Consider the following 24,390-nt stretch of genomic DNA (forward strand, 5'->3'; position numbering starts at 1 on the left):
GAGGGGCGCGCATGAACGCTCCCTTTCAATCCCCGAGCGAAGGCTCGCGCGGTCACGATCCTCGGCTGCCGCTCAAGCTCCTGATCGCGGCTCCGCGGGGGTTTTGCGCCGGCGTGGACCGGGCGATCGAGATCGTCGAACGTGCGCTCGAGAAATATGGTGCGCCGATCTATGTCCGGCACGAAATCGTCCATAATCGTTATGTTGTCGACTCGCTGAAGGCAAAGGGCGCGATTTTCGTCGAGGGGCTGGATGAAGTGCCCGACGACGCGCCGGTGGTTTTCTCCGCCCACGGCGTACCCAAGAGCGTCCCCGCCGAAGCCGAGCGGCGAAAGCTGCTTTATGTCGATGCCACCTGCCCTCTGGTCAGCAAGGTTCATCGTCAGGCGGAACGCCAGATCGAGAAGGGCCAGCACATCCTGTTCATCGGGCACGCGGGGCATCCCGAAGTGATCGGTACTATGGGACAGGTTCCTGAAGGGCAGATCACTCTGGTCGAGACGGTCGAGGATGTAGCCTCGTTGCCGTTTACCCAGGACGACAATCTGTCATATCTCACCCAGACAACGCTTTCCGTCGACGATACGGCGCAGATTACTGCTGCCCTGGAAGAACGATATCCCCAGATCGTCGCGCCAAAGGCGGAGGATATCTGCTATGCCACGAGCAACCGCCAGGCGGCGGTGAAGATCATCGCTCCTGCCAGCGACCTCGTTCTGGTGATCGGTGCGCCCAATTCCTCGAACTCGTTGCGGCTGGTCGAAGTCGCCCAACGGCTCGGCACCGATGCGAAATTGATCCAGCGAGCGGATGAAATCGAGCCCGAATGGCTGGAAGGCGTGGGAACACTCGGCCTTACCGCAGGCGCGTCGGCACCGGAGAAGCTGGTCCGCGAAGTTGTGGACCGCCTTTCCGAATGGCGGCTGGTAGAGGAAGAGCCAGCGATCTCGGCCGAAGAGAACATGATTTTCAAACTGCCGCGCCAACTGACGGAATAAGTGGCTGTCTACACCCATCTCGGTGCGGAAGATCTCGCGCGGTTGCTCGCGGAGTACGACGTAGGCGAACTGGTTTCGGCAAAGGGTATCGCCGAGGGCGTCTCCAATTCGAACTGGCTGATCGAAACGACGACTGGCCGGTTCATTCTTACCATGTACGAACGCCGGATAGATATCCGGCAACTGCCATTCTTTCTTGGCCTGCTCGACCATTTGGCGGCCCATGGCTGCGCCGTTCCGGCGACGATCCATGATCGGTCGGGCGCTGCATTCCGGCAGATCGAGGGCAAGGCGGTCGCCCTGATCGAGTTTTTACCGGGTGTATCTCCTACCCGGCCCACAGCGGCCCAAGCCCGTTCGGTTGGTGCAGAACTTGCGCGGATGCATCTGGCAGCAAGGGATTTCATGCCCCGGCGCGAGAACGATCTCGCCCCTGAGCAAACGGCGTCCATTCTCAAAAGCTGCGGCAGGGACGCTCTGCACGAGATCGATCAGCGCCTGCCCGCCATACTCGACAGGGCGCATGAACTTGTCGCACGATGGCCGAGCCACCTCGCGCGTTCCATCATTCACTCCGATCTGTTTCCCGACAATGTCCTGATGGTGGGCGACAGGGTTTCCGGGATGATCGACTTCTATTTCGCTGCGCACGACATGATGGCCTATGATCTGGCCGTAACGCATGCTGCCTGGTGTTTCGACAGGTCGGGTGCAAATTTCGAGGCGCCCGTCGGAAAAGCGCTGGTCGAGGGATACGAATCGATACGCCCGCTCGATCCCGAAGAGCAAGCTGCGCTGCCCGTGCTGGCGCAAGGCGCGTGTCTCCGTTTCATCGCCAGCCGGGCCGAGGACTGGCTCGACACCCCTCCCGATGCCCAGGTATTGCGCAAGAACCCCATGGATTTCGTCCGGCGATGGGATTTCTACGCCGACAAGGGCGCTGCCGCATTTGCCTGAAAGCGATCACTCGCTAGAGGCTGGCGCGATGAAACAGGTCGAAATCTTTACCGACGGTGCGTGCAAGGGAAATCCCGGGCCAGGCGGCTGGGGCGCATTGCTGCGCATGGGCGTGAACGAAAAGGAACTTTCGGGAGGCGAAGCCCATACTACCAACAATCGTATGGAAATGACCGCCGCCATCCGTGCACTGGAAGCACTGAGGGAGCCTTGCGAAGTCAGCCTGCACACCGACAGCAAATATCTTATCGACGGTATCACCAAGTGGATACACGGGTGGAAGAAGAAAGGTTGGAAGAACGCCGCCAAAAAGCCCGTAGTGAACGAGGATTTATGGCGTGAGCTCGATACGATCGCAGGAAAGCATAAGGTGACGTGGCACTGGGTCAGGGGCCACTCGGGCCACGCGGAAAACGAACGTGTGGATCAGCTTGCCAGCGACGCCGCCGAAGCGGTCGTCGCTGGCGGCTAGCTAGCAATCAGCTCTCGTCGACGGTTTCTGCGCCCGGACCATTCTTCTTGATCGATTCTATGGCATTCTTCGCACTGGCCTTCGAACTGTAGCCTTCGGTCCAGAAGATCGGCTCCGAATTATACATGAAATAGGCCACAAATTCGCCGCCCTTATTCTTCTTGATCTTGAAGTGGTGCGCCATCGCAAAGCTTCTCCGATTCTTGCTTAAAGAGCCTGCAACCTAACAAATGATAAGCGCATGGCTAGCCGAATCGTGCCGGATCATACAGCGAGGCATCCAGATTTTGCGTCATGCAATCGCGCGTTCGCCCGAGCAGGAGTTGCGCAGCCAAGCGTGCGGCGGCCGGCGAAGTCTGGATTCCATAGCCGCCCTGCCCCGCAAACCATGCGAAACCCTCGACGCGTGGGTCATAGCCATAGATGGGCAGCCGATCGGGAGCGAAACTGCGCAATCCGGCCCAGCGGCGTTCCACGGCCGCGATATTCCAGTCGACCACCTGCTCCAGCCGGTCGATGGCTTCCGCAACGGCCAGTTCCTCGGGTGCCGCATCGCAAGGAACGCTCGGCTCTTCGTCATGTGGGCTCAACCACAGGCGGCCTGCCTCCGGCTTGAAATAGAACCTTCCGGAAATATCCAGCACGAGCGGCTGGTCCGGCCTCGGTGCTGGATCGGTGCGCAATTGGACCACAGTACGGCGTAGCGGCTGGATTCCCAGCGGACCCGCTCCCGCCATCCCTGCCACCTCATCGGCCCACGCCCCTGCCGAATTAATGAGTACCTTGGCAGCGAAAACTCGCCCGTCGGAGCATGCCAAGGACCATACGCCCTCTCGCCGGGCAGCCTCGCCGAGACGCGCCCGGCATTCGAGCACTGCTTGCGCGGCCTTCGCACGGGCAAGATAGTGGGCATGGAGGGAAGCAACGTCGATATCTGCGCAAGCCGGTTCCCAAACCGCACCTGTCCAACCTTCTCGCAATCCCGGTATCAGTTCGCGCAAGGGTTCTCTTGCGATCCGATGGATGGTTGCGCCGGTCGGTCCGAATCTTTCCATGAAGGCGTCAAGTGCCGGAGCATCCCTTTCGCGCCCGATGTAGAGCGCTCCCCGCTGCGTCAGGAAACCGTTCTCGCGCAGATAGTCGCCCGAAGCGAGGGTCAGCGGGACCAGTTCGGGCCCACCATAGCATTCCTCCCAGAATGCCGCGGAGCGTCCGGTGGCGTGATAGCCGGGCTGGTCTTCGGCTTCCAGCATCAGGACGCGCGCACCGCCCTCGCCCAGCTCGGCGGCAAGGCTGGCCCCGGCGATCCCGGCGCCGACAATGGCGAAATCGTAGATAGTCACGATCTCGGGGGTGCCACTCGGTCGAGGAATTCGGCAATCGCGCGCATCGCACGGGAACGCACTTCCGATACTTCACGTAGGACTTCGTGGTGTGCTTCCTCGCCGAATTCGACCAGTTCGCCCTTCGGAAATCGCTCCGATGCCCTTACGGCGGATTCGTGCTTCACCAGCCTGTCGTTGGAAGTCGAGACGACCAGCACCGGAATGTCGACCTTTTCCATCGCACCCTGAGTCTCCAGCTTCCGGATCGAGGCATAGGCGCGCTCGACCCAGCGCCAGCTACCCGGTCCCATCGCCAATTCAGGCCGGTTTTCACGCCACCAGAGTTCGTCAGCATAGCGATCGTCGTCATGCGTCAACAGGTCGCGGCGGTGCGCCGGCATCTCGCCCGGCTTCTCGCTCCACTTCCACGCGGGTCGTTTCGGCGAACCGATCCGCGTCATGACCCGTGCAACCGAATGTAGCACGGCAAGCGGCAGCGGGGGGCCAGCCATGCCCAGCATGGGAGCAGAAAGGACTACGGCATCCGGATCGACCGCTCCGTCGACCAATGCCCGTGCAACGATGTGACCGCCCATCGAGTGAGCGATGACGACATGAGGGGCAGGTGAGTCCGACTTCCATGCCGACCAGAAGTATTCCAGGTCCGACACCCAGTCGTCGAAATCCTCGACATGGCCCGTGAGTTTGTCGTCACCCAGCCGACCCGATCCTGCCTGTCCCCGCCAATCGACCGCTGTAACTTTCCATCCGGCGCGATGCCATTCCTCTAGGCTCTCGAGGTACTTTTCGTAAAAATCGCCGCGTCCCGGAAGGAACAGGATCGATCCGCGCTTGCCCTCGATTGCACCAGGCCAGTCGATCCGACGCAGTTCATGGCCGTCGGCAGCCTGCCACAGGCTCTCCACCGCATGCGCCGGGATGGACCGGCGATCGATGGGTGCGGCGGCCCCGGATTGATGGATATCGGAAATGGGTTCCTCCGTTGCCGTCTCGGCCATGGTTACTGTTTGGTAAGCATGTTTCTGTAACTCTCCGCCCGAAGCATTTTCGGGGCGGGTAATGGACCAACAGATTTTCACCTATGTTCTGCTCGGCGCCTTGGCAATGGCGCTGCTGGTTGCGGCCTTTACCGACCTCAAGAGCCGTACCATCGGAAACAAGCTCAATCTGGCGATTGCCGCCGGTGCACCGTTGTTCTGGTGGGCCAGCGGTCTCGACCTGTGGCCCGGCGTGGCGATCCAGTTGGGTATCGCCGCTGCAACTTTCGCGGTGTGCTGCCTGTTCTTCGCCATTCGGCAGATGGGCGGCGGCGACGTCAAACTGCTCACCGCACTGGCACTGTGGTTTCCGCCGACCAATTTCCTTGGACTGATACTGATCATGGCCATGCTCGGTTGGGTTCTGACTCTGGTCATGGGCATCTGGGGCGTGGCGCATTCGCGAATTGTGGGTGCCAAGCCCGTGCGCGATACCGCACTTCTCATAGCTTGTACGCTGATCGCGGCCAATTTCGCCAGCGCCGTGCTGGGTGGACCGAAGCTGATGATTCCTCCGGACCTTGTCGACGCGCTCGGCTCGAACCCCAATACTGCCATCGCTGTCGCAATGCTTCCGATAGCGGTTTTGGCCATCGTCACGATTGCGTCGATTCGCATCATTCGCCGCCACGAACACCAACCGCGTGTGCCCTACGGTCTCGCCATCTCCATGGCGGGATTGTGGATAGTCGGCGGCGGACTGATTTCAGGCATGCCTTCGGTCGTAGGCGGCTGAAACCCGATTTTAACCACTCAGCGCTTAGTGATGGAAACCATAGCTGCCCGCATCCGAATCTGCGCGGGCCATACGAGGGGGCTTAAAGGCCATGGATAGGAAGAAGCTGGTTCTGCTGGTAGGAGCGCTGATCGTTGCGATCGGTACCGCACTCGTTGCCCGCAGCATGTTCGCGGGAGCTTCGGCTCCGCAGGCAGAGGCCGCGGCGGTCGAACCGCAGGGGCCGAAGGTTCTTGTCGCGCAGCGCGCTCTGCCCGTCGGCACCATCATCACGGCGGATGCCATTGGATATCAGCTGTGGCCCGAAGAACTGGTACAGGATGCCTACTTCCTCGATGGAGAGGCAGATGTAGCCAAGCTGATCGGCACGGTGGTTCGCCATCCGGTCACCGCCGGGGAGCCCGTGACGCAGGGTTCGCTGGTAAGTCCGGGAGATCGCGGATTTCTGGCAGCCGCTCTGACGCCTGGCATGCGGGCCATCACCGTCCCCGTGGACGCGAAAAGCGGCGTTGCCGGCTTCGTCTTCCCGGGTGATCGCGTGGACATGGTCCTGACCCAGGCCGTGAACGGCAACGAGGGCCAGGCGCTGAAAGCCTCGGAAACCATCCTTCGTAACCTTCGCGTACTGGCAACCGACCAGACGACCACACAGAACACGGTCGACGGAAAGACCCAGGTTCGAGCATTCCGCACAGTGACGCTCGAAGTCACGCCGACCATTGCCGAAAAGGTAGCAGTCGCGCAGACGCTCGGCACACTCAGCCTCGCACTGCGTCCGCTGGCCGACAGCCAAGGCGAGCTGGAAAAAGCTATCGCAGCTGGCGATCTGGTAATTCCCGAAGGCGCCAGCCCCGAAGAGGAAGAACGCCTTCTTCGTGAAGTCGCCGGTCGTCCGGACGACAGCAAGAGCACCTATGTCACCGGCGGCGACGTCTCGCGCTTCCAGCGTAGCTCGATGCCGGCACAAGGTGCGCCTCGTAACACCGCTGCTTCAGCCAATGTTGGCGGAGCGACTGCTCCGGTACGCACCGGCCCGACTGTGACCGTGACCCGGGGCAAGAATGCCCAGGCCGTACCCGTCGGCCGTACCGGCGGCATTGCAGCCTCGGTCGCGGAAGGTACCGGCAGGGCCGCGCAAACCGTGCCGTCCGCACTGAGCACACTTCGTTGAGAAAAGAACAGACAGGAAGCCATTCAGGGGGCAATTCCATGAAACGTCGTCTTATTACAAAATTGCTGCTTGCCAGTATTGCGCTCGCACCGCTGGCCGCTGCACCGACGACCACGGCCACGGCCCAGTCGGTCGTACGCCCGAGCCAGGAGATCGTCCTTTCGATCGGCCGTGGTGAACTGGTCAATGTGCCCGGCACCATGTCCGACGTCTTCATCTCGGACGACAATGTCGCCGACGTGCAGGTCAAGTCCCAGCGCCAGCTATACCTGTTCGGCAAGTCGGGCGGGGAAACCACCGTCTATGCCAGCAATGCTGCAGGCGATATCGTCTGGGCGGCGAACGTCCGCGTCGGATCGAACATCTCCAGCATCGACCAGATGCTTGCCCTCGCGATGCCGGAGGCGAAGGTGAACGTGGCGACAATGGGCAACAACACGGTACTCCTGACCGGAACCGTTGCGGCACCGGAAGATGCGGCCGATGCACAGGCACTGGTCGAAGCCTATGTCGGCGAAGGCACCAATGTCATCAGCCGGTTGCGCATGGCGACCCCCCTGCAGGTCAATCTGCAGGTCCGTATCGCCGAAGTCAGCCGCTCCGTCGTCAAGACAATCGGTGTAAATCTCGCTACGGTCGATGCAACCGGCGGTTTCCGCTTCGGTATCGGCCAGGGTTTTTCCAGGGGCATTCCCAGCTATACGCCTGGCGGCCCGGGCGGTCTGGGCGTCGGATTCACGAACGCCGTCGAAGGTGGCACCAATGTTCCCAGCAGCGGACAGGGCTCGACGCTCGGCTTTGCCGGAAAGCTCCTGGGCCTCGATATCCTGTCGGCGCTCGATCTTGCCGAAACGCAGGGCCTGGTAACGACGCTGTCGCAGCCGAACCTGACCGCGCTCTCGGGTGAGACAGCCGAGTTTCTTGCCGGCGGGGAATTCCCAATCCCGGCCAGTGGCGGTCTCGGGACAACCAGCATCGAGTATAAGAACTACGGTGTCAGCCTCGCCTATACGCCGACCGTTCTGGCCAACGGCCGCATTTCGATCCGGGTGCGTCCGGAAGTTTCGGAATTGTCCAGTCAGGGAGCTATCGAGATTGATGGCTTCCAGGTCCCCGCTTTAACCACGCGCCGCGCAGAAACGACGGTGGAACTCGGCTCGGGCCAGAGCTTCATGATCGCAGGTCTGCTGCAGAACAATGCACAGAATGCGCTCGAAAAGGCGCCGGGTCTCGGTGACATCCCGATCATCGGCAATCTGTTCCGGTCGACCACCTATCGCAAGGGCGAAACCGAACTGGTGATCGTGGTTACGCCATATCTGGTGAAGCCGACCAACGCCAATGACATCCGACTGCCGACGGACGGCTTCCTCAAGCCGACCGAGTACCAGCGCCTGCTGGAACTGCGCGAGGCAGACGGTGTGTCAGGCGGCACGCGCCCCACTCCGGGCGCGAGGGCCACCGATGCCGCTCCGCAAGTGTCGCAAGGCCCGGCCGAGCCGGCCGAGCAGGTGGCGATGCCCACCGAGGCACGCCGTAACGAGAAAACCGCGGCGGCCACGCCCGGCTTCAGCTTCGAATAAGGGACACGAGAACCATGAGCAAATTCAGCACTCGCGCTCTAGCAGCTCCGATGGTGGCCTCGCTGGCCCTCGCCCTTGGCGCCTGCGGTCCATCCAATATGTCCAACCGGACGCTTTACAGCGTGAAGCAACCGGTGGTGGAACGCTCGAATTATGTGTTCGACCTCAACACGACCTCCGAAGGCCTGCCGGTTTCCGAACAGCAACGTCTGGCCGGCTGGTTCGACAGTATGGACCTGCGCTACGGTGATCGCGTGTCGATCGACGATGGCAGCAACAGCCTTGCCTTGCGCGACGATGTCGCGGAAATTGCCGGTCGCTATGGCCTGCTGGTCGCCGAAGGCGCACCGGTCACTGCCGGTCCCGCCGGTCCGGGACAGGCGCGCATCGTGATCACGCGCACCAGCGCTTCCGTGCCCGGGTGTCCGGACTGGTCGCATACCGACGAATCCAACGAGCTCAACTCCACCAATCCGAACTACGGCTGTGCCATCAACGGAAACCTTGCAGCCATGATCGCCAATCCGGAAGACCTGGTCCAGGGCCAGCAGGGAACAGGCGAAACCATCGTAACCACTTCGACCAAGGCCATTCAGGCCTATCGGGACATGGCTCCGTCGGGTGCCGGCGGCCTGCCCGAAGTAAGCAGCACTGAAGGAGGCAACTGAGCCATGAGCGCTTTTCCGAAATCCGGCGGTATGCCCGGTAATCGCGATCCCTTTGCAGCTTATATCTGCGACGAGACTGCGCTGGACGTCCTGCGTCCGGTCGTGATCGAGCTCGGCTGGCAGCCGGAAAAGTGCAACAAGGGTGGCCTGCGCAATGCGGTCCAGTCGCTTTCGGTGTCGGCCAGCCCGAACATACTGATGGTCGACCTGTCGGAAAGCGGCGATCCGCTCAACGACATCAATGGTCTCGCCGAAGTCTGCGAGCCGGGCACTGTGGTTATCGCCATCGGCCAGGTCAACGACGTTAGGCTCTATCGCGACCTGCTCGCAAGCGGGATCCACGATTATCTGCTCAAGCCTCTGTCCGCTCCGGTGCTGCGGGATTCCCTCAACTCAGCACAGGCGGTCTTCGCCGCTCCGCGCGCCGGCGAGGGTGAGCAGATCACCCGGCACATCTCGACCGCAGTCATTGGAACCCGCGGCGGAGTTGGCGCCTCCACAATCGCGACTTCGCTGGCCTGGCATTACAGTGCCGACAGGAGAATGCCGACCGCATTGCTCGACCTCGACGTGCATTTCGGCACCGGTGCCCTCACCCTTGATCTCGAGCCTGGCCGCGGCCTGACAGACGCGATCGACAATCCCAGCCGTATCGACGGCCTGTTCATCGAACGCGCCATGATCCGTGCGAACGACAATCTCGCCATTCTTTCGGCCGAGGCCCCGATCAATACGCCGCTCATGACCGACGGTGCGGCCTTCCTGCAATTGCAGGAGGAATTCCGTCACGCTTTCGAGATGACGCTGGTCGACCTGCCCCGCAACATGCTGATCAATTTCCCGCATGTCCTCAACGACGTGAACGTCGCCACGATCGTATGCGAAATGACGCTCGCTTCGGCGCGCGATACGATCCGCGTGCTGTCCTGGCTCAAGGCCAACGCCGGTCATGTTACTCCGCTGATCGTCGCCAACAAGGTCCAGCCAGGCACTGCTGAAATCAGCAAGGCCGACTTCGAAGCCTCGATCGAGCGCAAGATCGACGTGACCATTCCTTTCGATCAGAAAGGCTCCAGCGTTGCAGCCAAACTCGGAAAGACCTTCATCGATGCAAACGCTTCGAGCAAGGTCAGCGCCGGTATCAAGCAGGTGGCAAGCAAGATCATCGGTATAACCGAAGAGGATGGCGACGAGGCCGCCGTTGCGGACGGCAAGAAGTCGCTACTGGGCAATTTCGACCTCAAGTCGCTGATGGCGAAGAAGGACAAGGCAGGCGAGAACGCCTGATGGGTCGGGCAGCGGCGAGCGGCGAGATGTTGCAAAACCATTCCGCTCCTCGCCTGCTCTCGATCAACGTACGGGACGGAGTAGATAGATGAACACGATCCAGCTCGTGCTAATGATCGGCGGGGTTTTCGCCCTCCTGATCCTTGGTTTTGTCGCCGTATCCGGCTCGAATGCCGCCAAGGCCAGCCAGCGCCGTTTGCAACAGGTGCGTTTCCGTCACTCGGAAAGCACCGATGCGAAAGTGGAATCGCAACTCAAGAAGGCGATTGCCGCTCGCAAGCCCAAGCAATTCAAGCGAGCCGGTTCCAATTCGCGTGTCGAAGCGCTCGCCATGCGTCTCGACCGTAGTGGCAAGAACTGGACGCTTTCCCAATATGCCTACGTATCGATCGGCATCACGCTGTTCATCGCGATCATCCTGTTCATTCGCACGGGTTCTCTGCCGCTGTCATTCGCCATAGGCCTCTTCGCAGGCGCCGGAATACCTCACTTTATCGTAGGCCAGGCGATCAAACGCCGCACGGCACAGTTCAATGTGAAATTCCCCGATGCCATCGAATTGCTCGTCCGTGGCCTCCGTTCGGGCCTGCCCGTCACCGAAACGCTTGCCGTAGTCGCGCAGGAAGTTCCCGGGCCTGTGGGGGAAGAGTTCAAGGCCATCGTGGAGCGTACAAAGATTGGTCGCACGATGGAGGAAGCGCTCCAGGAGACGGCCGATCGTCTGGACATCCCGGAATTCAACTTCTTCTGCATCACCCTCGCGATCCAGCGCGAAACCGGCGGCAATCTTGCCGAAACGCTGTCCAACCTTTCGGATGTTCTTCGCAAGCGTGCGCAGATGAAGCTCAAAATCAGGGCGATGAGCTCGGAATCGAAGGCTTCCGCCTATATCGTGGGCGCTCTGCCGTTCATCGTTTTCACCATGATCTGGTGGATCAATCCTGAATACGTCGGTGCGTTCTTCGTGGATGAACGCCTCATCGTCACGGGTCTGGGCGGCCTGGTCTGGATGAGCATAGGCGCCTTCATCATGGCCAAGATGGTCAGCTTCGAAATCTAAGCGACTAGGGACAGATACAATGGAAACCGGAACCGGCCCTACCCTACTTGGCTTCGACGTCATCCTCGTCGGCTCGATCCTCGCGGGTGTGGCGGCCATGGCAGTCCTGTTCGCAATCTATACGGCGATCACGATCAAGGACCCGATGACCAAGCGGGTGAAAGCACTGGAAGGGCGCCGCGAGGAGTTGAAACTCGGCCTCGTCGCGGCGAGTGCTAAGAAGCGCCAGAGCCTGGTCCGCAAAACCAACACTACCGACAAGGTCCGCGATACCCTCGGGAACATGAAGGTTCTGCAGCAGAGCCAGGTCGAGGAAATGCAGCAGAAGCTGGCCTGGGCAGGTTTTCGCAACAAGGAAGTCGCGGTCATCCTGATCGGCCTGAGAATGGTCCTGCCGCTGGTGTTCGGAACGATCGCCGCGATCCTGCTCTACGGCATCGAGATATTTCCCGACTGGCAGTTCAAGCGCGTCGCCGCTCTCGGCGCCGCCTTGTACCTCAGTTACAAGGGTCCCGAACTCTATCTCAGCAACATCGCCAGCAAGCGCACCGATGCGATCCGCAAAGGCCTTCCCGATGCGCTGGACCTGCTCGTGATCTGCGCCGAAGCGGGCCTGACGGTCGATGCCGCCTTCAATCGTGTGGCAAGGGAACTTGGTCGGGCGTACCCGGAACTGGGCGACGAATTCGCCCTGACCGCCATCGAGCTGTCGTTCCTCAACGAGCGCAAGAAAGCCTTCGACAATCTTGCGTATCGCGTGAATCTGGAAGCGGTGAAGGGGGTGGTCACCACGATGGTCCAGACCGAGCGCTACGGTACGCCGCTTGCGTCGGCGCTGCGGGTGCTCTCGGCAGAATTCCGCAACGAGCGCATGATGCGTGCCGAAGAAAAGGCAGCTCGCCTGCCGGCCATCATGACCGTTCCGCTCATCATGTTCATCCTGCCGGTTCTCTTCATCGTGATCCTGGGCCCGGCAGCCTGCGACATCTCGGACTCCTTCTTGAACTGACAGGATCCGGGACAACCGGAAAAGCTAGAAGCCTCGCCGGCTTTGCTAGTCGGCGAGGCTTTCCGCATCGAAATCTCCGGCATTTTCGCGCAAGCGGGAAAGCATATCGCGCAAAGCAGACTGCTCTTCCTCGCTCAGGACAGAGAACAATTCCGCCTCGATCTTGAGCGCCAGCGGCATGATCCCGGCATGGACCGCCCTGCCCTCTGCCGTCAGTTCGAGCAGATGCGATCGGCCATCTTTCGCATTAGGCTTGCGCGTCGCGAGACCGCGCTGCTCGAGCGTCTTGCACGCGCGATTCACCGGCACCTTGTCCATCAGCGTCGCCTGGGTGAGTTTGCGCTGGGTGGTGGGACCGCTATCTCCCAGTACCGCCATGACCCGCCATTCGGTGGTCTTCAGCGCAAAGCGCTTGCGATATTGTTCGGCAATCCGGGTCGACACCGCGTTAGAGGCGACCGACAACTGGTAGGGCAGGAATTCGGCGAGACGTCTGGCTGGTTTACGAGTGGACATGGCCCACAGGTCTAGTCCCCTCGCCCCGTTTTACAAGGTTGCAGGCGTGACTATCACAGGTGCAACTATCTATATTCCGGCTCATCCCACCAGGGATAAAAATCGGGCATATTCTCGCCGACGGTATCCGGATAGGCGGGCGGGCGTTTTTCGAGAAAGCTGGCAATACCCTCTTTCGCATCGGCGCTGCGGCTGAGGCGATAGATCGAACGGCTGTCGATGCGGTGCGCATCCATCGGGTGCCCGCTCGCTCCAAGCCGCCACAGCATCGCCCTCGTCATTGCCACCGACACTGCAGAGGTGTTGTCGGCGATCTCGCGCGCAAGCCCCACGGCAGCATCCATCAGAACATCGGACGGATGGATTGAACGAACCAGGCCCCGATCAAGCGCTTCATTCGCATCGAAAATGCGTCCGGTCATACACCACTCGAGTGCGGTCTGCATCCCGACGAGCCGGGGAAGGAACCAGCTTGAGGCGGCCTCCGGCGTAATCCCACGCCGCGCGAAAACGAAGCCGAAGCGCGCATTTTCGCTACAAAGACGGATGTCGAACGGCAGCTGCATCGTCGCGCCCACACCCACTGCAACTCCGTTACAGGCACCGATCAGCGGCTTTTTCGAATTGAACAGCCGCAAGGTCAGCCGCCCACCCCCATCGCGCACCCGCTCATCGGAGAGGTCGTCGACAGTGTTGGGATCCGAGAATACATGGCCGCCGCCCTCGGGCGTGAGGTCCGCGCCGGCACAGAATGCCCGCTCACCGTGTCCCGTAACGATTACCGCACGCACGCTGTCGTCGCTATCGGTTACGTCGAGCGCGTCTATGAATTCCTGCATCATGATCCGCGTGAACGCGTTCATCTTCTCGGGGCGATGGAGTGTCACGGTGGCGATCCCATCGGCGATATCGAGCTTGATCTGGGTGAATTCAGTCATCGATTCGGCACTCCATTCGTCGCTATCAAAGAACACTTGGACCGCTTGTTACACAGTCTAAGCGAAAAAAATCCGCCGTTCCCATTGCAGCTGCAAAAGCGTGCGGAGAGGAACGGCGGAGCATCATCGGGCAAAACCAATCACAGGCCAGCCAAGTAGGAAAATTCGAAATGCTGCATCAACGAGGAGCCATGCGGATCGCACCGTCGAGGCGGACGTCCTCGCCGTTGAAATAGCCACACTCGATCATGGTCATGGCAAGCATGGCGTATTCTTCCGGATTGCCTAGGCGTTTGGGGAACGGGACACTGGCGGCCAGCGCGTCCTTCACCTGCGGCGGAGCTGCATTCATGAGCGGAGTGTTGAAGATACCCGGCAAGATAGTGTTCACCCGAATGCCCTCGCTCATCAGATCGCGCGCGATGGGCAGGGTCATGCCGATCACGCCACCCTTGGATGCCGAATAGGCAGCCTGGCCCATCTGGCCGTCTTCGCCTGCAACCGAGGCGGTATTGACGATCGCGCCACGGTCGCCGTCATCGCTGAGCGGATCGAGCGTCATCATTCCGGCGGCCGATTTGGCAATGCAGCGGAAGGTTCCGACAAGGTTCACCTGGATCACGAAATCGAAGGCCTGCAGCGGGAAGTGGCTGATCTCGCCCGTCTGCTTGTCGCGCCTGGCAGTCTTGATGGCATTCCCGATACCTGCGCAGTTGACGAGGATACGTTCCTGTCCGTGCGCCTCTCGCGCCTTGGCGAAACCGGCGTCGACATCTTCGTCACTGGTGACGTTCACCTTGCAGAAGATGCCGCCGATATCCTTGGCAACGGCTTCGCCCTTTTCCTCGTTCATGTCGAAAATTGCGACCTTTGCGCCCTTGGCGGCGATCGCCCGCGCGGTTGCTTCGCCGAGACCCGATGCACCGCCGGTAACGACTGCAGGTGTATTGCTGCTAACTTCCATCATTCTCTCCTAAGATCAGAAACCCGCTCGCCCTGAGCCTGTCGAAGGGCCGTATTTCACTTGTGACGAAGCGCTAAAAGAAAGTGCGGTGCTTCGACAAGCTCAGTACGAACGGATAATTTACGTGTCGCGTTCGTTTACAGCGCCTCAACGATCGTCACATTGGCGACACCGCCACCTTCGCACATCGTCTGCAGGCCGTATTTCTTGCCGCGCGCTTTCAGGGCGTGAACCAGAGTAGCCATGAGCTTGGTTCCCGATGCACCGAGCGGATGGCCCAGCGCAATAGCACCGCCATTGACGTTCAGCTTTTCCGGATCCGCACCGGTATGCTTCAGCCATGCCAGCGGCACCGGTGCGAAGGCTTCGTTGACTTCGAACAGATCGATGTCGGAAATCTTCATACCTGCCCGTTCCAGTGCACGGTCGGTGGCGAAAAGCGGCTCTTCCAGCATGATGACCGGATCGCCCGCCGTCACGGTGAGGTTGTGGATGCGCGCCAGCGGCGTGAGGCCATATTCCTTCAATGCCTTTTCGCTAACCACCAGCACCGCACTCGACCCGTCGCAGATCTGGCTGCTGGAAGCGGCAGTGATCGTGCCTTCCGGGCTGAGCAGCTTCACACCCGCGATACTTTCCAGCGTCGCGTCGAAGCGAATACCTTCGTCGACCGTGTGCATCTCGGCACCTTCAGCGGTCTCGATCTCCACCGGCACGATTTCCTCTTCGAATGCGCCGGACCGGGTTGCTTCGATTGCCTTCTCATGACTCGACAGGGCGAAGCGGTCGAGATCGTCCTTGGTGAAGCCATGCTTCTTCACGATCATCTCCGCGCCCATGAACTGGGACCATTGGATACCGGGATATTTCTCTTCGAGACCAGGCGATTTGTAGTTTCCCAGCCCCTCTTTCATATGGAACATCGCGGTCGAACCCATAGGCACGCGCGTCATGCTTTCCACGCCGCTGGCGATGACGACATCCTGCGTTCCGCTCATCACCGCCTGCGCCGCAAACTGGACCGCCTGCTGGCTGGAGCCGCACTGACGGTCGATGGTCACGGCTGGCACGCCCTCACCAAGACGCTTGCTGGCCAGAACGGCATTCCGTCCCACCTGCATCGCCTGCTCGCCGCCCTGGCTGACACAACCCATGACGACATCGTCGACCGTCTTTGCCTCGAGCCCCGAGCGTTCCATAACCGCATCCAGCGATCGCGCTGCCAGATCGACCGGATGCACCCCGGCAAGCCGCCCTCCCCGGCGTCCACCCGCAGTGCGCACGGCTTCGACGATATAGGCTTCGGGCATCGGTCTCTCCAGTTGCGTTGCAATTTGATACGGGACTATGGCCGCTTTCCGTTTACGTCAAGTGGAGCTTGGTAACGCAAGCGGGCCGGCGTGCTTGCGGGCAGGCAGAGCGCATCGTAAGGCTGCGCGCATGGCCGAGAAGAAGCTTTTCGAACTCAACCCAGACCTCGATCGCAAGGCGCTCGCCGAACGCTTTGCGAAAACCGGACGTGTCCAGGTGCGCGATGTCCTTACCGAAGAAACTGCACGCGAGATCCAGATGATCCTCGCGCGCGCAACCAAATGGGGCATGGCGATACAGGCGGGCGACGGACCGGGAATTAAACCGCAAAGTTTCCGACAGGAGGAAGTACAGGCTCCCGGAGGCGCCGAACGGGTCAATGCTGCGGCAATGGCCGCGCATCAGGCGTCTGCAAGAGGCGACTATGCCTTTCGCTTTGCGCATTACCCGATCCTGACAGCAGTGCAGGAAGGCTGGGATCCTGGCGGTCCTCACGAGCTGATTCTCGAATATATCAACGCCCCCGATTTCCTCGATCTGGTTCGCGATATCACCGCAACGCCTACGCTGACCAAGGCCGATGGACAGGCATCGCTATACGCACCGAACCATTATCTCGGACGGCATATCGACAGCCATGTCGCCGAAGGCTGGCGTTTTGCCTATACGCTCAACTTCGCGCCCGAGGACTGGCATCCCGACTGGGGCGGATACCTGCTGTTCCTCGACGAAGAGGGCGATATAGTCGAAGGTTTCCGCCCGCGGTTCAACGCGCTGAATCTCTTCGCTGTGCCGACCAGTCACATGGTCTCCTACGTCCCGCCGTTCGCCCCCATGGGCCGCACCGCAATCGTCGGATGGCTGCGCGACAAGTGAGTACGCCCCCGGAAGACTGGCATGCTCACGCAATAGCGGCCGAGCAGTCGGGTAACCGGCCTAAGGGACTCCGCCTGCTTGAGCAGGGATTGGCCGAGCATCCGGACCATGCCCAACTGCACAATTCCCTGGGATCGATGGCGATGCGCAACGGAGATGCCGAAGGTGCCGAAGCGGCCTTTTCCCGAGCACTCGAACGCGATCCGGGCAATCTCGAGTTCGTCGTGAACCGGGCCATAGCACTCGGACGGTTGGGACTGCACGACGAAGCTTTGTCGCTGCTGGTTCGACATGAGGCAGTAGGGTCCAGGCAGGCCCGCTATTGGTCGGTCCGGGCAGCTACTGCACGATCCGCCGCCCAGCCCGCCGAAGCGGCGGCGGCATATGATCGCTGCCTTGCCATCGAACCGCGTCACGCAAAGGGCTTGCACGGTCGAGCGCGCACTGCACTTGATCGGGGCGAAGCGGATGCCGTTGCCCGTTTTGATGCGGCGTTGGCAGTCAACAGTTCGGAGGCCGATCTTTGGCTGGGCAAGGCTCAGGCGCTTGATGTAGCCGGACAACACACAGCCGCGCGGGATATTGCGCAGCAACTCGTCGCACAGGCACCACAATGGCTGGAAGGACTGAAATTCCTTTCTCAACTGCGATTGGGGGCCGGAGAACAGGATTTTGCCGGGCACTATCGAGAAGCGGCAAAGCGCGTTCCGTCAGACCCCGGCATCCCTTCCGCCCATGCGGCGGTGTTAGCAGGGCTAGACTATGCCGAAGAGGCTGCCGAAGTGGCAGCGGAAGCGCGCAAGCGATTCAGTTCGCTCCCATATTTCGCTCTCCTAGAAGCTGTTCATGCAGGCGCAGCCGGGCAGCACGAAAGGGCCGAGGAAATCTTCGCCAATCTCGATCTCGACACCAGTGAGCGCGCCATTCACGAGGCCCGCCATCGGATCAGGCTTGGTGAGCTGGACCGTGCGGAGACATTGCTCGATACAGCCATCACTGAGGAGGCAGTGATGCATTCGGCCTATGCGCTACTGGGCCTTGTCTGGCGGCTAAAGGACGATCCCCGTGCAACCTGGCTACATGGGCAGGAAGGGCTGGTGCGGTTGCTGCCCCTGCGCAACGGCGACAACGTCCTTCCGCCTGCCATCGAGACTTTGCACGGGCTGCACGATACCTCTCCGTTGCCACTCGGCCAATCCCTGCGTGGAGGCACGCAGACGCGGCATATCCTGTTTCATCGTCATGAAGAGGAATTCGCCCGCCTGCGTGAAGCCATCGTGGCGACGCTGAAGGATTATCGTGCGGGTTTACCCGCCCTCGACGAAACGCATCCGCTTTTGCGCCACCGTGCGGTGCCATGGTCTCTGGCCGGTTCCTGGTCGGTAAGGATGCATGGCGGAGGCGATTACCATACCTCGCATATCCACCCCCAGGGCATGTTGAGCTCCGCGCTCTACCTTATCGTTCCCGACGAGGCGAAGTCCGCGGACCAGCGAGGATGGCTGGAAATCGGCCGCCCACCGCCGGACCTCGGGCTGGACCTCGGACCGCTCACCACCATCCGCCCGCAGGAAGGCTACCTCGCGCTGTTTCCAAGCACGCTTTACCACGGCACCACCAGTTTCGGGAGCGGCCTGCGCATGACAGTGGCCTTCGATGTAATACCCGTTAGGCCTGAGCTCCATGGATAGGGACCAGAAGGAAAAGGCGTGGAAAGCGTTCTGGGAGCGTCAGCAAACCTCGCCAGGCGGATCGGTGGTCTCGTCCGGACCGGATCCGATCACCCGGGCGCAATTCGATGCCTGGGCTGACTTTTGCTCTCGACTCGAACAAGGTTCGCGGGTCCTCGACCTCGGGACGGGCGGCGGAAAACTTCCAGTGATCTTGCGTCAGGCGCGCCCTGACTTGTCGATCGTAGGGATTGATAGAGCTGACCCCCTTCCTCCTTCGCCTGAAGGAATTGAACTCATCGGCGGTGTCTCGATGGAAGAACTACCCTTCATCGACGGCCATTTCGATGCGGCAGTGAGCCAGTTCGGCTTCGAGTATGGCAATACGGCCGTCATATCCGAGGAAATACTCCGCGTCGTGAAAGCCGGTGGCTCTATAGGCCTTATGGTCCACCTCGGCGATGGACCTATTCTCGCTCATAATCTCAAGCGCCAAGAGCAGATTCTCTGGGTGAAGGACGAAAAGGCCTTTTTCGACGAGATAAGGGGCATGCTTCGCCAAGAGAATGCGATTTACCGGGAGGCAATAGCTTTCGCGCAGAATCTGGCGGATGAGGGAGCGGCGCGTTTCGGCAAGGGCTCGGTAGCGTGGGAGCTGCCCGAAGCCGTGCGGCGTACGCTGGTCTTCGCACCCGGCGGAACCTTCGAGAAGTTGGTGGCCACTCTCGAATTGATCGCAGAGCAGGCAGAAGCCGAGCTGGGACGGATAGCGTCGCTTGCAGAAGCATGTGCGACAGCAGACAATCGAGAGCGGCTCTTGGCAGGCTTTGAAAGGCGGGGCCGTAAACCGATCGAGATCGTCCCGCTACGGCTAGCTGGTGAACCGGCCTTCGCCGAGCTGATTATCCTTTAACCGAATTCGCCTCACTGGCGCTTTGATGCATCTCGCCTTGAGGCGGCTGCGTTGAAGCAAAGAAAAAGGGCGGCGGACCGAAGTCCACCGCCCTCAATCATTCGTAACTCGCCGTTTCTTAGAACTTGAAGTTCACCGAAACGAAGAAGTCGCGACCGAGTACGTCGTAGGTGCTCGGATAGGTGTTTCCCTGCTCCTGGTTGTCGCCGAGCAGCGTACCATCGTTGTTATTTGTCACAACACCATTGGCATCGAAGCGGGGCGTCATCGGCAGTTTGTCGAGGATGTTGTTCACACCGAAGGTCAACGTCATCGCTTCGCTGGCCATATAGGAGAAGGTCAGGTCGAAAAGATCATATGCTGGGATACGTTCCGCACCGTTGAACTCCGAGAAATCGACCGAAGCCTCGTCATCGTCGACGCCCGACAGGTGACGCCAGCGGATCGAGGTCGTCAGCGGACCATCGATGAACGAGGCACGCGTCGTCCACTTGAACGTCGGTGTAGGTTCACCGCAGTTCAGACCGAACACCCCTGCGCAATCCAGCAGGTCTGCACCAGGAAATGCGAGGAAGCTGGATTCTTCAGTCCACGTTCCCAGGAACGAGATGTTGAAATCCTGCTCACCCGTATCTGTCAGCAGAGAGAACGGAAGCACCGTGCTGTAGGTCGCCTGAAGGTCGACACCGGACACGTTAAGTGTTGCAATGTTCTGACCACCAAGAGCCGGCGGGTTTGACGTCGTGATAACGCCAGCCGAGTTGCGAACCGAGGATCCGTCAGACGGGAAGAAAGGCGCACAGATCGGATCGTTCGGGTCCTGGATCTGGTTGAAGCAGAGGTTGAACGTCTGCTGCAGCGAGATCGTGCTGATGGCGTCTTCGATTTCGATGTCGAAATAGTCGGCCGTCAGCGTGAAGCCCGGGAAGAACGTCGGCTGGAAGACCACACCTGCGGTCCAGCTGGTCGATGTTTCTTCCTGCAGGTTCGGGTTGCCGCCGAAAGTCGCAGGAATCTGCGTATTCAACTGGATCGCAGGATCGCCGAGGCTGCCCACCGGGACGCCGCTCGCGAGACACATATCACGGAGCCCGCCCGAAGTTGCCGCAGCGGTGCCGCAAGGATCGGTTGCACCCGGGAAACCGATTGCCTGGCCGCCGAAGAGTTCGCCGACGTTCGGCGCACGGACGGCGCGCTGGTATTGACCACGGAGCGTGACGTCCGGAATCGGCGAGAACTCAACGCCGCCGGCATAGGTCCACACACCACCTACTGCATCAAGCGAGTAATCCGAGTAACGAGCCGCGCCGGTCAGTTCGAGACGCGCACTGCCAAATTCGATCGGAACGTTAAGTTCGGCGAATGCCTCCTTGACGTCATACGAACCAGCAGTCGGATTACCGGCGTTGAAGCCGATAACGTCACCCGAGGCAAGGGCGGTATCTGGGATGAATTGCGAACCGACCTTGCGGTATTCGCCGCCGAGGGCAAATGCAACCGGCTCCGAATTCTCACCGATGGCGAAATCACCAAAAGTACCGGAGATGGCTGCGTTGGCCACTTCCTGGGTCGATACGTCGCCATTCTGGGCAAGGATCGAGATCTGATCGACCATTTCCGGAGTCAGCGTGTTCGGACCGAAGATGTTGATTGCCGGATCGGTGCCGTCAAGACCGCGCTGGAAAGCACTGCGCGAGATGTTACCCGCCTGGACGTTGGCATTACGCGTACGCGAATACGTGTAATATGCGTCGTAGCTCAGGTAATCGTTGATCGGACCGCGAAGACCGGCGAGAACACGGAACGCGTTTCGCTCGTCCAGACTGTTGCGTGAACCGGTTTCGACGGTACGGCGCTGCAAAAACAGGTTGATGATATCGTCGGCATCGCCTTCCTGTTCTTCCAGCTGCTGGAGCTGGGCGAAATCAGCCGGGTCAAGGAAGTCCTGCACCGCACCGAGAGACACGTCGAAATCGCCAGTGACCGGAGTCGCGGCGAGTTCCTGAGCAACGCGGTTGTTGACGAAAGCGACTTCGGTGTAGGCCGTGTGGCCACCTCCGATATCGTAGTCCGCATAACCACCGATCAGGTAACGTTCCTGCGGCAGCTGCAGGTAGTTTGCCGGGGCGTAGTTATAGAGATCTCCAGCGCGCGTACGGAAGTTACCCGGCTCGTCGAACACGACGGCACCATTGGCATCAAAATCGGTGCCAGTGGTGTCGCTATCACCGAAATAACGGATAACGCCCTGCGGAAGGGTCGAGGAACCGAACTGCTGCAACGGAGCACTCGATGTCTCGCCCCCCAGGGCGAAGTTCGAGAATTCGCGGTCACCCTGGAAGATCGACGAACGGTTGTAGTACTCGGCGTACACAGTTGCGTTACCACGACCGTCGTCAAACGAGGTACCGATTGCACCGTGCACTTCGTAACGGGCGCCATCACCACGTTCGGTGATCGAGTACTGGCCGCCCAGTTCGATGCCTTCGACGTTCTTGAGGCGGAAGTTGACCACACCGGCCATAGCGTCCGAACCGTAAACGGCCGACGCACCACCGGTCACCACGTCGACGCTGTCGAGCAGGAAGCTCGGAATGGTGTTGAGATCGACGATCTGCGCCGTGTTGTAGGACATCCAGCGGCGTCCGTTCACGAGAACCAGCGTACGTGCTGCGCCGAGGCCACGAAGGTTCAGCGTTGCAGCGCCGTCACCCGGATTGTTCGAGAAGGAAGTCGTGCCCGGAACAACCTGCGGCAGGGTGTTGACGACGTTTTCGACGTTGACCGTACCCGACAGTTCGAATTCTTCGTCCTGGACGACCGCAACCGGAGCAGCCGTTTCGACGTTGCGGCGCGCAATACGCGAACCGGTGACGATAATCGGCGCGATTTCCGCATCGGCAGCGCCCGGCTCGGTTGCGGGTTCGTTAACCTGATCATCGACCTGCGCATAAGCAGGCGAGACAATCATGGCACCGGCCATGATGGTGCCCGTCAGCAACGCGGCTTTGTTAAACTTGTAAGACATTTCTATCCCCTCTGAGGAGGACGCCATACCGACGTCCCATAAGAAAGTTGATCCAGAAACTACTCTGAATATGCGGGGCGTACTTCAACGGCACGTTCCACTGCAATCTCCGATGCGAGCAAGCGACATGGAATTTTGCGAGTGTGACAATGGAGTCACAGTTGACTTTGTGGCGTAATTCCCGGTCAATACGCTTGTCGACCAAGGATGGAGAGGCTTCCCAGTGACATATATCAGCGCACATGTGGCCCGGATGGGGCTTGTCCTTTTGACCGCGGGATCTTTCTTCACCGTCCCGGCGCATGCGCAAGATAATGGAGAGGGAGCAAATCGCCTGCAGGCTCTGCGGGATTGCCGGTCAATCGCACAGGATGAAGAACGCCTTGCCTGTTTCGATGCCGCAGTTGACAATGTGATAGCCCGTCAGGACAGCGGTGATCTGCAGGTCCTCGATCGTGAGGACGTTGAAAAGACCCGTCGGGGCCTGTTCGGATTCAGCCTTCCGAAAATCGGAATTTTCTCTTCGGACGATGAGGACGAGAACACGATTCTCCAGTCGCGGATAACCGGCTTGCGGCGCCTGCGCAGCGATCACTGGGAAATCGAGATTGCGGAAGGCAGTGTCTGGAGAGCAACAAATACTCCGCGCCGATTTAGACCGGAAGTCGGGGACGAAGTCGAGCTGGAAAAGGCGGCGATGACTTCTTATTGGCTGCGTGTGGACGGGGCGCTCGGCGTCAAGGCAAGTCGCATACGATGATTATGGCCTGCGCGCGAACAGACTCCTGAATTCATGGCTCCGACGGACGGTCTCCCACTCGAGTTATGACCTCAGACATCGAGTCCAATCCTGAATGGATACCGCACGCTCTCAATATGGAGACTCGAAGTGTAGAGTTCCTCCGGGTTCCCGAGGAAAGGTATTCTGCACCCGGGTTCCTCTTTGAATACGCACCGACAGACCCCGCCGACCGAAGGTCGGTATCGTTCGATCAGGTGATCGAAATGAAAGTCGAGGTTTTGCCTCTTCACTTCATTTTCCACACGGCGTTCTGTCGTTCGACACTGCTGGCCCGGGCGTTGAACATACCGGGTATTTCGCTAGGGATGAGCGAACCCGGTATCATTGCAAGCCTTGCATCCGGTGGGGCCAAGGCCGAGCCGCTTATAGCGCCATTGCTGCAGTTGCTGGGCAGGAAGAGGCCCGGCATCGATGCAGTCTTCGTTAAGCCGACAAATCATGCCAATCGCCTGATTCCGGCTCTCCTGAGAGCACAACCCGATGCGCGCACAGTGCTGATGACCAATCCGGTCTCCTCATTCCTGCAGAGCGTCCGCAAGCGCGGCCTCATGGGTCATCGCTGGGGCCGCCGCCTGTATCTCGAAATGCAGAGCTATGCGGGCATAGATCTTGGAATGTCGCCGGAAGAACAATTCTCGATGACCGATCTCCAGGCGGCCGGGCTGGCTTGGCTGTTGAACCAGAACTATTTCACCCGGCTTGCATCTGGTCCTTTGAAACCCCGTATCCGCACGCTGGACGGAGATTATTTCAACGAGCACCGTGGCGAAACAATCGGAGCGGTGCTGGCGTTTGCAGGTCTCGATCCTGGCGGGCCTGGATCAGAGATGCTGTCGCTGGATCATGCTTTCGCCGAGCATTCGAAACTTGGCGGGAAAGTGGACCAGCGCAACGCAGATGAAGCTGCAGCAGAGGAAATCGAGCATGTACGGCACTGGCTCGGGCTGATTGCCGGGCAACTGAAAATAACGGCTCCTGTTCCCCAGACTTTGGTCTGAACCCCGGGAGCCCGGTGCGGGCAGTTTGACCAACCGTTCCGCACTCCTGC

At 60.2% G+C, this 24,390-nt stretch carries 23 protein-coding genes; 15 read left to right on the forward strand and 8 right to left on the reverse strand.

The genetic code is table 11. The features are described from left to right. Positions 1 to 11 precede the first annotated feature (11 nt). The 3 genes from ispH to rnhA are packed head-to-tail and all read left to right on the forward strand — an operon-like array spanning position 12 to position 2,427. A complete protein-coding gene (gene ispH, locus K3180_RS00345; protein WP_221537679.1) occupies positions 12 to 998 on the forward strand; it encodes a 4-hydroxy-3-methylbut-2-enyl diphosphate reductase in 987 nt (328 codons plus the stop codon). Next, a complete protein-coding gene (gene thrB, locus K3180_RS00350) occupies positions 999 to 1,955 on the forward strand; it encodes a homoserine kinase (RefSeq protein WP_221537680.1) in 957 nt (318 codons plus the stop codon). A gap of 28 nt (positions 1,956 to 1,983) precedes the next feature. Next, positions 1,984 to 2,427, forward strand: coding sequence for a ribonuclease HI (gene rnhA, locus K3180_RS00355; protein WP_221537681.1), 444 nt, complete (start codon positions 1,984 to 1,986; stop codon positions 2,425 to 2,427). 7 nt (positions 2,428 to 2,434) lie between these two features. Here the strand turns inward: rnhA and K3180_RS00360 are convergent, their stop codons facing one another. From K3180_RS00360 to K3180_RS00370, 3 genes are all read right to left on the reverse strand, one after another. Then, a complete protein-coding gene (locus K3180_RS00360) occupies positions 2,435 to 2,611 on the reverse strand; it encodes a YegP family protein (protein WP_221537682.1) in 177 nt (58 codons plus the stop codon). Between the two features lie 61 nt (positions 2,612 to 2,672). Further along, complete coding sequence (locus tag K3180_RS00365; protein ID WP_221537683.1) at positions 2,673 to 3,770, reverse strand: NAD(P)/FAD-dependent oxidoreductase; 1,098 nt, start codon at positions 3,768 to 3,770, stop codon at positions 2,673 to 2,675. Next, positions 3,767 to 4,771, reverse strand: coding sequence for an alpha/beta hydrolase (locus tag K3180_RS00370; protein ID WP_221537684.1), 1,005 nt, complete (start codon positions 4,769 to 4,771; stop codon positions 3,767 to 3,769). Before K3180_RS00370 ends, K3180_RS00365 begins: the two co-directional genes overlap by 4 nt. Positions 4,772 to 4,832: 61 nt before the next feature. Between K3180_RS00370 and K3180_RS00375 the strand changes: the two genes are divergently transcribed. The 7 genes from K3180_RS00375 (at position 4,833) to K3180_RS00405 (ending at position 12,324) form a co-directional block, all read left to right on the forward strand. Next, positions 4,833 to 5,546, forward strand: coding sequence for an A24 family peptidase (locus K3180_RS00375; protein WP_221537685.1), 714 nt, complete (start codon positions 4,833 to 4,835; stop codon positions 5,544 to 5,546). 91 nt (positions 5,547 to 5,637) lie between these two features. Beyond that, positions 5,638 to 6,717 (forward strand): Flp pilus assembly protein CpaB, encoded by a 1,080-nt coding sequence (gene cpaB, locus K3180_RS00380; protein WP_221537686.1) that lies wholly within the window; start codon positions 5,638 to 5,640, stop codon positions 6,715 to 6,717. A 38-nt stretch (positions 6,718 to 6,755) separates the two neighbouring features. Then, complete coding sequence (locus K3180_RS00385) at positions 6,756 to 8,300, forward strand: type II and III secretion system protein family protein (protein ID WP_221537687.1); 1,545 nt, start codon at positions 6,756 to 6,758, stop codon at positions 8,298 to 8,300. Between the two features lie 14 nt (positions 8,301 to 8,314). After that, complete coding sequence (locus K3180_RS00390) at positions 8,315 to 8,968, forward strand: CpaD family pilus assembly protein (protein ID WP_221537688.1); 654 nt, start codon at positions 8,315 to 8,317, stop codon at positions 8,966 to 8,968. 3 nt (positions 8,969 to 8,971) lie between these two features. Further along, positions 8,972 to 10,255, forward strand: coding sequence for a pilus assembly protein CpaE (locus K3180_RS00395; protein ID WP_221537689.1), 1,284 nt, complete (start codon positions 8,972 to 8,974; stop codon positions 10,253 to 10,255). Positions 10,256 to 10,343: 88 nt separating this feature from the next. Beyond that, complete coding sequence (locus K3180_RS00400; protein WP_221537690.1) at positions 10,344 to 11,315, forward strand: type II secretion system F family protein; 972 nt, start codon at positions 10,344 to 10,346, stop codon at positions 11,313 to 11,315. A 19-nt stretch (positions 11,316 to 11,334) separates the two neighbouring features. Then, the gene (locus tag K3180_RS00405) at positions 11,335 to 12,324 is read left to right on the forward strand and encodes a type II secretion system F family protein (RefSeq protein ID WP_221537691.1); all 990 of its coding nucleotides are present in this window, start codon (positions 11,335 to 11,337) and stop codon (positions 12,322 to 12,324) included. Between the two features lie 45 nt (positions 12,325 to 12,369). Here the strand turns inward: K3180_RS00405 and K3180_RS00410 are convergent, their stop codons facing one another. From K3180_RS00410 to K3180_RS00425, 4 genes are all read right to left on the reverse strand, one after another. Further along, positions 12,370 to 12,840, reverse strand: a complete 471-nt coding sequence (locus K3180_RS00410; protein WP_221537692.1) for a MarR family winged helix-turn-helix transcriptional regulator — start codon at positions 12,838 to 12,840, stop codon at positions 12,370 to 12,372. A 65-nt stretch (positions 12,841 to 12,905) separates the two neighbouring features. Then, complete coding sequence (locus tag K3180_RS00415) at positions 12,906 to 13,778, reverse strand: crotonase/enoyl-CoA hydratase family protein (RefSeq protein ID WP_221537693.1); 873 nt, start codon at positions 13,776 to 13,778, stop codon at positions 12,906 to 12,908. Positions 13,779 to 13,956: 178 nt separating this feature from the next. Further along, positions 13,957 to 14,742 (reverse strand): SDR family NAD(P)-dependent oxidoreductase, encoded by a 786-nt coding sequence (locus K3180_RS00420; RefSeq protein WP_221538046.1) that lies wholly within the window; start codon positions 14,740 to 14,742, stop codon positions 13,957 to 13,959. Positions 14,743 to 14,879: 137 nt separating this feature from the next. Further along, a complete protein-coding gene (locus tag K3180_RS00425) occupies positions 14,880 to 16,052 on the reverse strand; it encodes an acetyl-CoA C-acetyltransferase (protein WP_221537694.1) in 1,173 nt (390 codons plus the stop codon). A gap of 130 nt (positions 16,053 to 16,182) precedes the next feature. Between K3180_RS00425 and K3180_RS00430 the strand changes: the two genes are divergently transcribed. Genes K3180_RS00430 through K3180_RS00440 form a run of 3 tightly spaced genes read left to right on the forward strand, consistent with a single transcriptional unit; the run spans position 16,183 to position 19,512 of the window. Further along, entirely contained in the window at positions 16,183 to 16,929 is a 747-nt protein-coding gene (locus tag K3180_RS00430; RefSeq protein ID WP_221537695.1) for a 2OG-Fe(II) oxygenase, read from the forward strand. Then, a complete protein-coding gene (locus tag K3180_RS00435) occupies positions 16,926 to 18,620 on the forward strand; it encodes a 2OG-Fe(II) oxygenase family protein (protein ID WP_345719400.1) in 1,695 nt (564 codons plus the stop codon). The genes K3180_RS00430 and K3180_RS00435 overlap by 4 nt, the downstream gene beginning before the upstream one ends. Then, positions 18,613 to 19,512, forward strand: coding sequence for a class I SAM-dependent methyltransferase (locus tag K3180_RS00440; RefSeq protein ID WP_221537697.1), 900 nt, complete (start codon positions 18,613 to 18,615; stop codon positions 19,510 to 19,512). Before K3180_RS00435 ends, K3180_RS00440 begins: the two co-directional genes overlap by 8 nt. 118 nt (positions 19,513 to 19,630) lie before the next feature. Here the strand turns inward: K3180_RS00440 and K3180_RS00445 are convergent, their stop codons facing one another. Next, positions 19,631 to 22,540, reverse strand: coding sequence for a TonB-dependent receptor domain-containing protein (locus K3180_RS00445; protein ID WP_221537698.1), 2,910 nt, complete (start codon positions 22,538 to 22,540; stop codon positions 19,631 to 19,633). Between the two features lie 223 nt (positions 22,541 to 22,763). Here K3180_RS00445 and K3180_RS00450 point away from each other — a divergent pair, with 223 nt between their 5' ends. Then, complete coding sequence (locus K3180_RS00450) at positions 22,764 to 23,300, forward strand: hypothetical protein (RefSeq protein WP_221537699.1); 537 nt, start codon at positions 22,764 to 22,766, stop codon at positions 23,298 to 23,300. A gap of 347 nt (positions 23,301 to 23,647) precedes the next feature. Next, the gene (locus K3180_RS00455; RefSeq protein WP_221537700.1) at positions 23,648 to 24,340 is read left to right on the forward strand and encodes a hypothetical protein; all 693 of its coding nucleotides are present in this window, start codon (positions 23,648 to 23,650) and stop codon (positions 24,338 to 24,340) included. Positions 24,341 to 24,390 lie beyond the last annotated feature (50 nt).

Origin of the sequence: Qipengyuania huizhouensis (assembly GCF_019711635.1) — a bacterium.
GTDB lineage: Bacteria > Pseudomonadota > Alphaproteobacteria > Sphingomonadales > Sphingomonadaceae > Qipengyuania > Qipengyuania huizhouensis.

Bases quoted from the DNA above. Each gene is read 5' to 3' on its own strand.
- ispH (WP_221537679.1), top strand. From the start codon at position 12: ATGAACGCTCCCTTTCAATCCCCGAGCGAAGGCTCGCGCGGTCACGAT.
- rnhA (WP_221537681.1), top strand. From the start codon at position 1,984: ATGAAACAGGTCGAAATCTTTACCGACGGTGCGTGCAAGGGAAATCCC.
- K3180_RS00360 (WP_221537682.1), bottom strand. From the start codon at position 2,611: ATGGCGCACCACTTCAAGATCAAGAAGAATAAGGGCGGCGAATTTGTG.
- K3180_RS00370 (WP_221537684.1), bottom strand. From the start codon at position 4,771: ATGGCCGAGACGGCAACGGAGGAACCCATTTCCGATATCCATCAATCC.
- K3180_RS00375 (WP_221537685.1), top strand. From the start codon at position 4,833: ATGGACCAACAGATTTTCACCTATGTTCTGCTCGGCGCCTTGGCAATG.
- cpaB (WP_221537686.1), top strand. From the start codon at position 5,638: ATGGATAGGAAGAAGCTGGTTCTGCTGGTAGGAGCGCTGATCGTTGCG.
- K3180_RS00385 (WP_221537687.1), top strand. From the start codon at position 6,756: ATGAAACGTCGTCTTATTACAAAATTGCTGCTTGCCAGTATTGCGCTC.
- K3180_RS00390 (WP_221537688.1), top strand. From the start codon at position 8,315: ATGAGCAAATTCAGCACTCGCGCTCTAGCAGCTCCGATGGTGGCCTCG.
- K3180_RS00395 (WP_221537689.1), top strand. From the start codon at position 8,972: ATGAGCGCTTTTCCGAAATCCGGCGGTATGCCCGGTAATCGCGATCCC.
- K3180_RS00400 (WP_221537690.1), top strand. From the start codon at position 10,344: ATGAACACGATCCAGCTCGTGCTAATGATCGGCGGGGTTTTCGCCCTC.
- K3180_RS00405 (WP_221537691.1), top strand. From the start codon at position 11,335: ATGGAAACCGGAACCGGCCCTACCCTACTTGGCTTCGACGTCATCCTC.
- K3180_RS00410 (WP_221537692.1), bottom strand. From the start codon at position 12,840: ATGTCCACTCGTAAACCAGCCAGACGTCTCGCCGAATTCCTGCCCTAC.
- K3180_RS00415 (WP_221537693.1), bottom strand. From the start codon at position 13,778: ATGACTGAATTCACCCAGATCAAGCTCGATATCGCCGATGGGATCGCC.
- K3180_RS00420 (WP_221538046.1), bottom strand. From the start codon at position 14,742: ATGGAAGTTAGCAGCAATACACCTGCAGTCGTTACCGGCGGTGCATCG.
- K3180_RS00425 (WP_221537694.1), bottom strand. From the start codon at position 16,052: ATGCCCGAAGCCTATATCGTCGAAGCCGTGCGCACTGCGGGTGGACGC.
- K3180_RS00430 (WP_221537695.1), top strand. From the start codon at position 16,183: ATGGCCGAGAAGAAGCTTTTCGAACTCAACCCAGACCTCGATCGCAAG.
- K3180_RS00440 (WP_221537697.1), top strand. From the start codon at position 18,613: ATGGATAGGGACCAGAAGGAAAAGGCGTGGAAAGCGTTCTGGGAGCGT.
- K3180_RS00445 (WP_221537698.1), bottom strand. From the start codon at position 22,540: ATGTCTTACAAGTTTAACAAAGCCGCGTTGCTGACGGGCACCATCATG.
- K3180_RS00455 (WP_221537700.1), top strand. From the start codon at position 23,648: ATGAGCGAACCCGGTATCATTGCAAGCCTTGCATCCGGTGGGGCCAAG.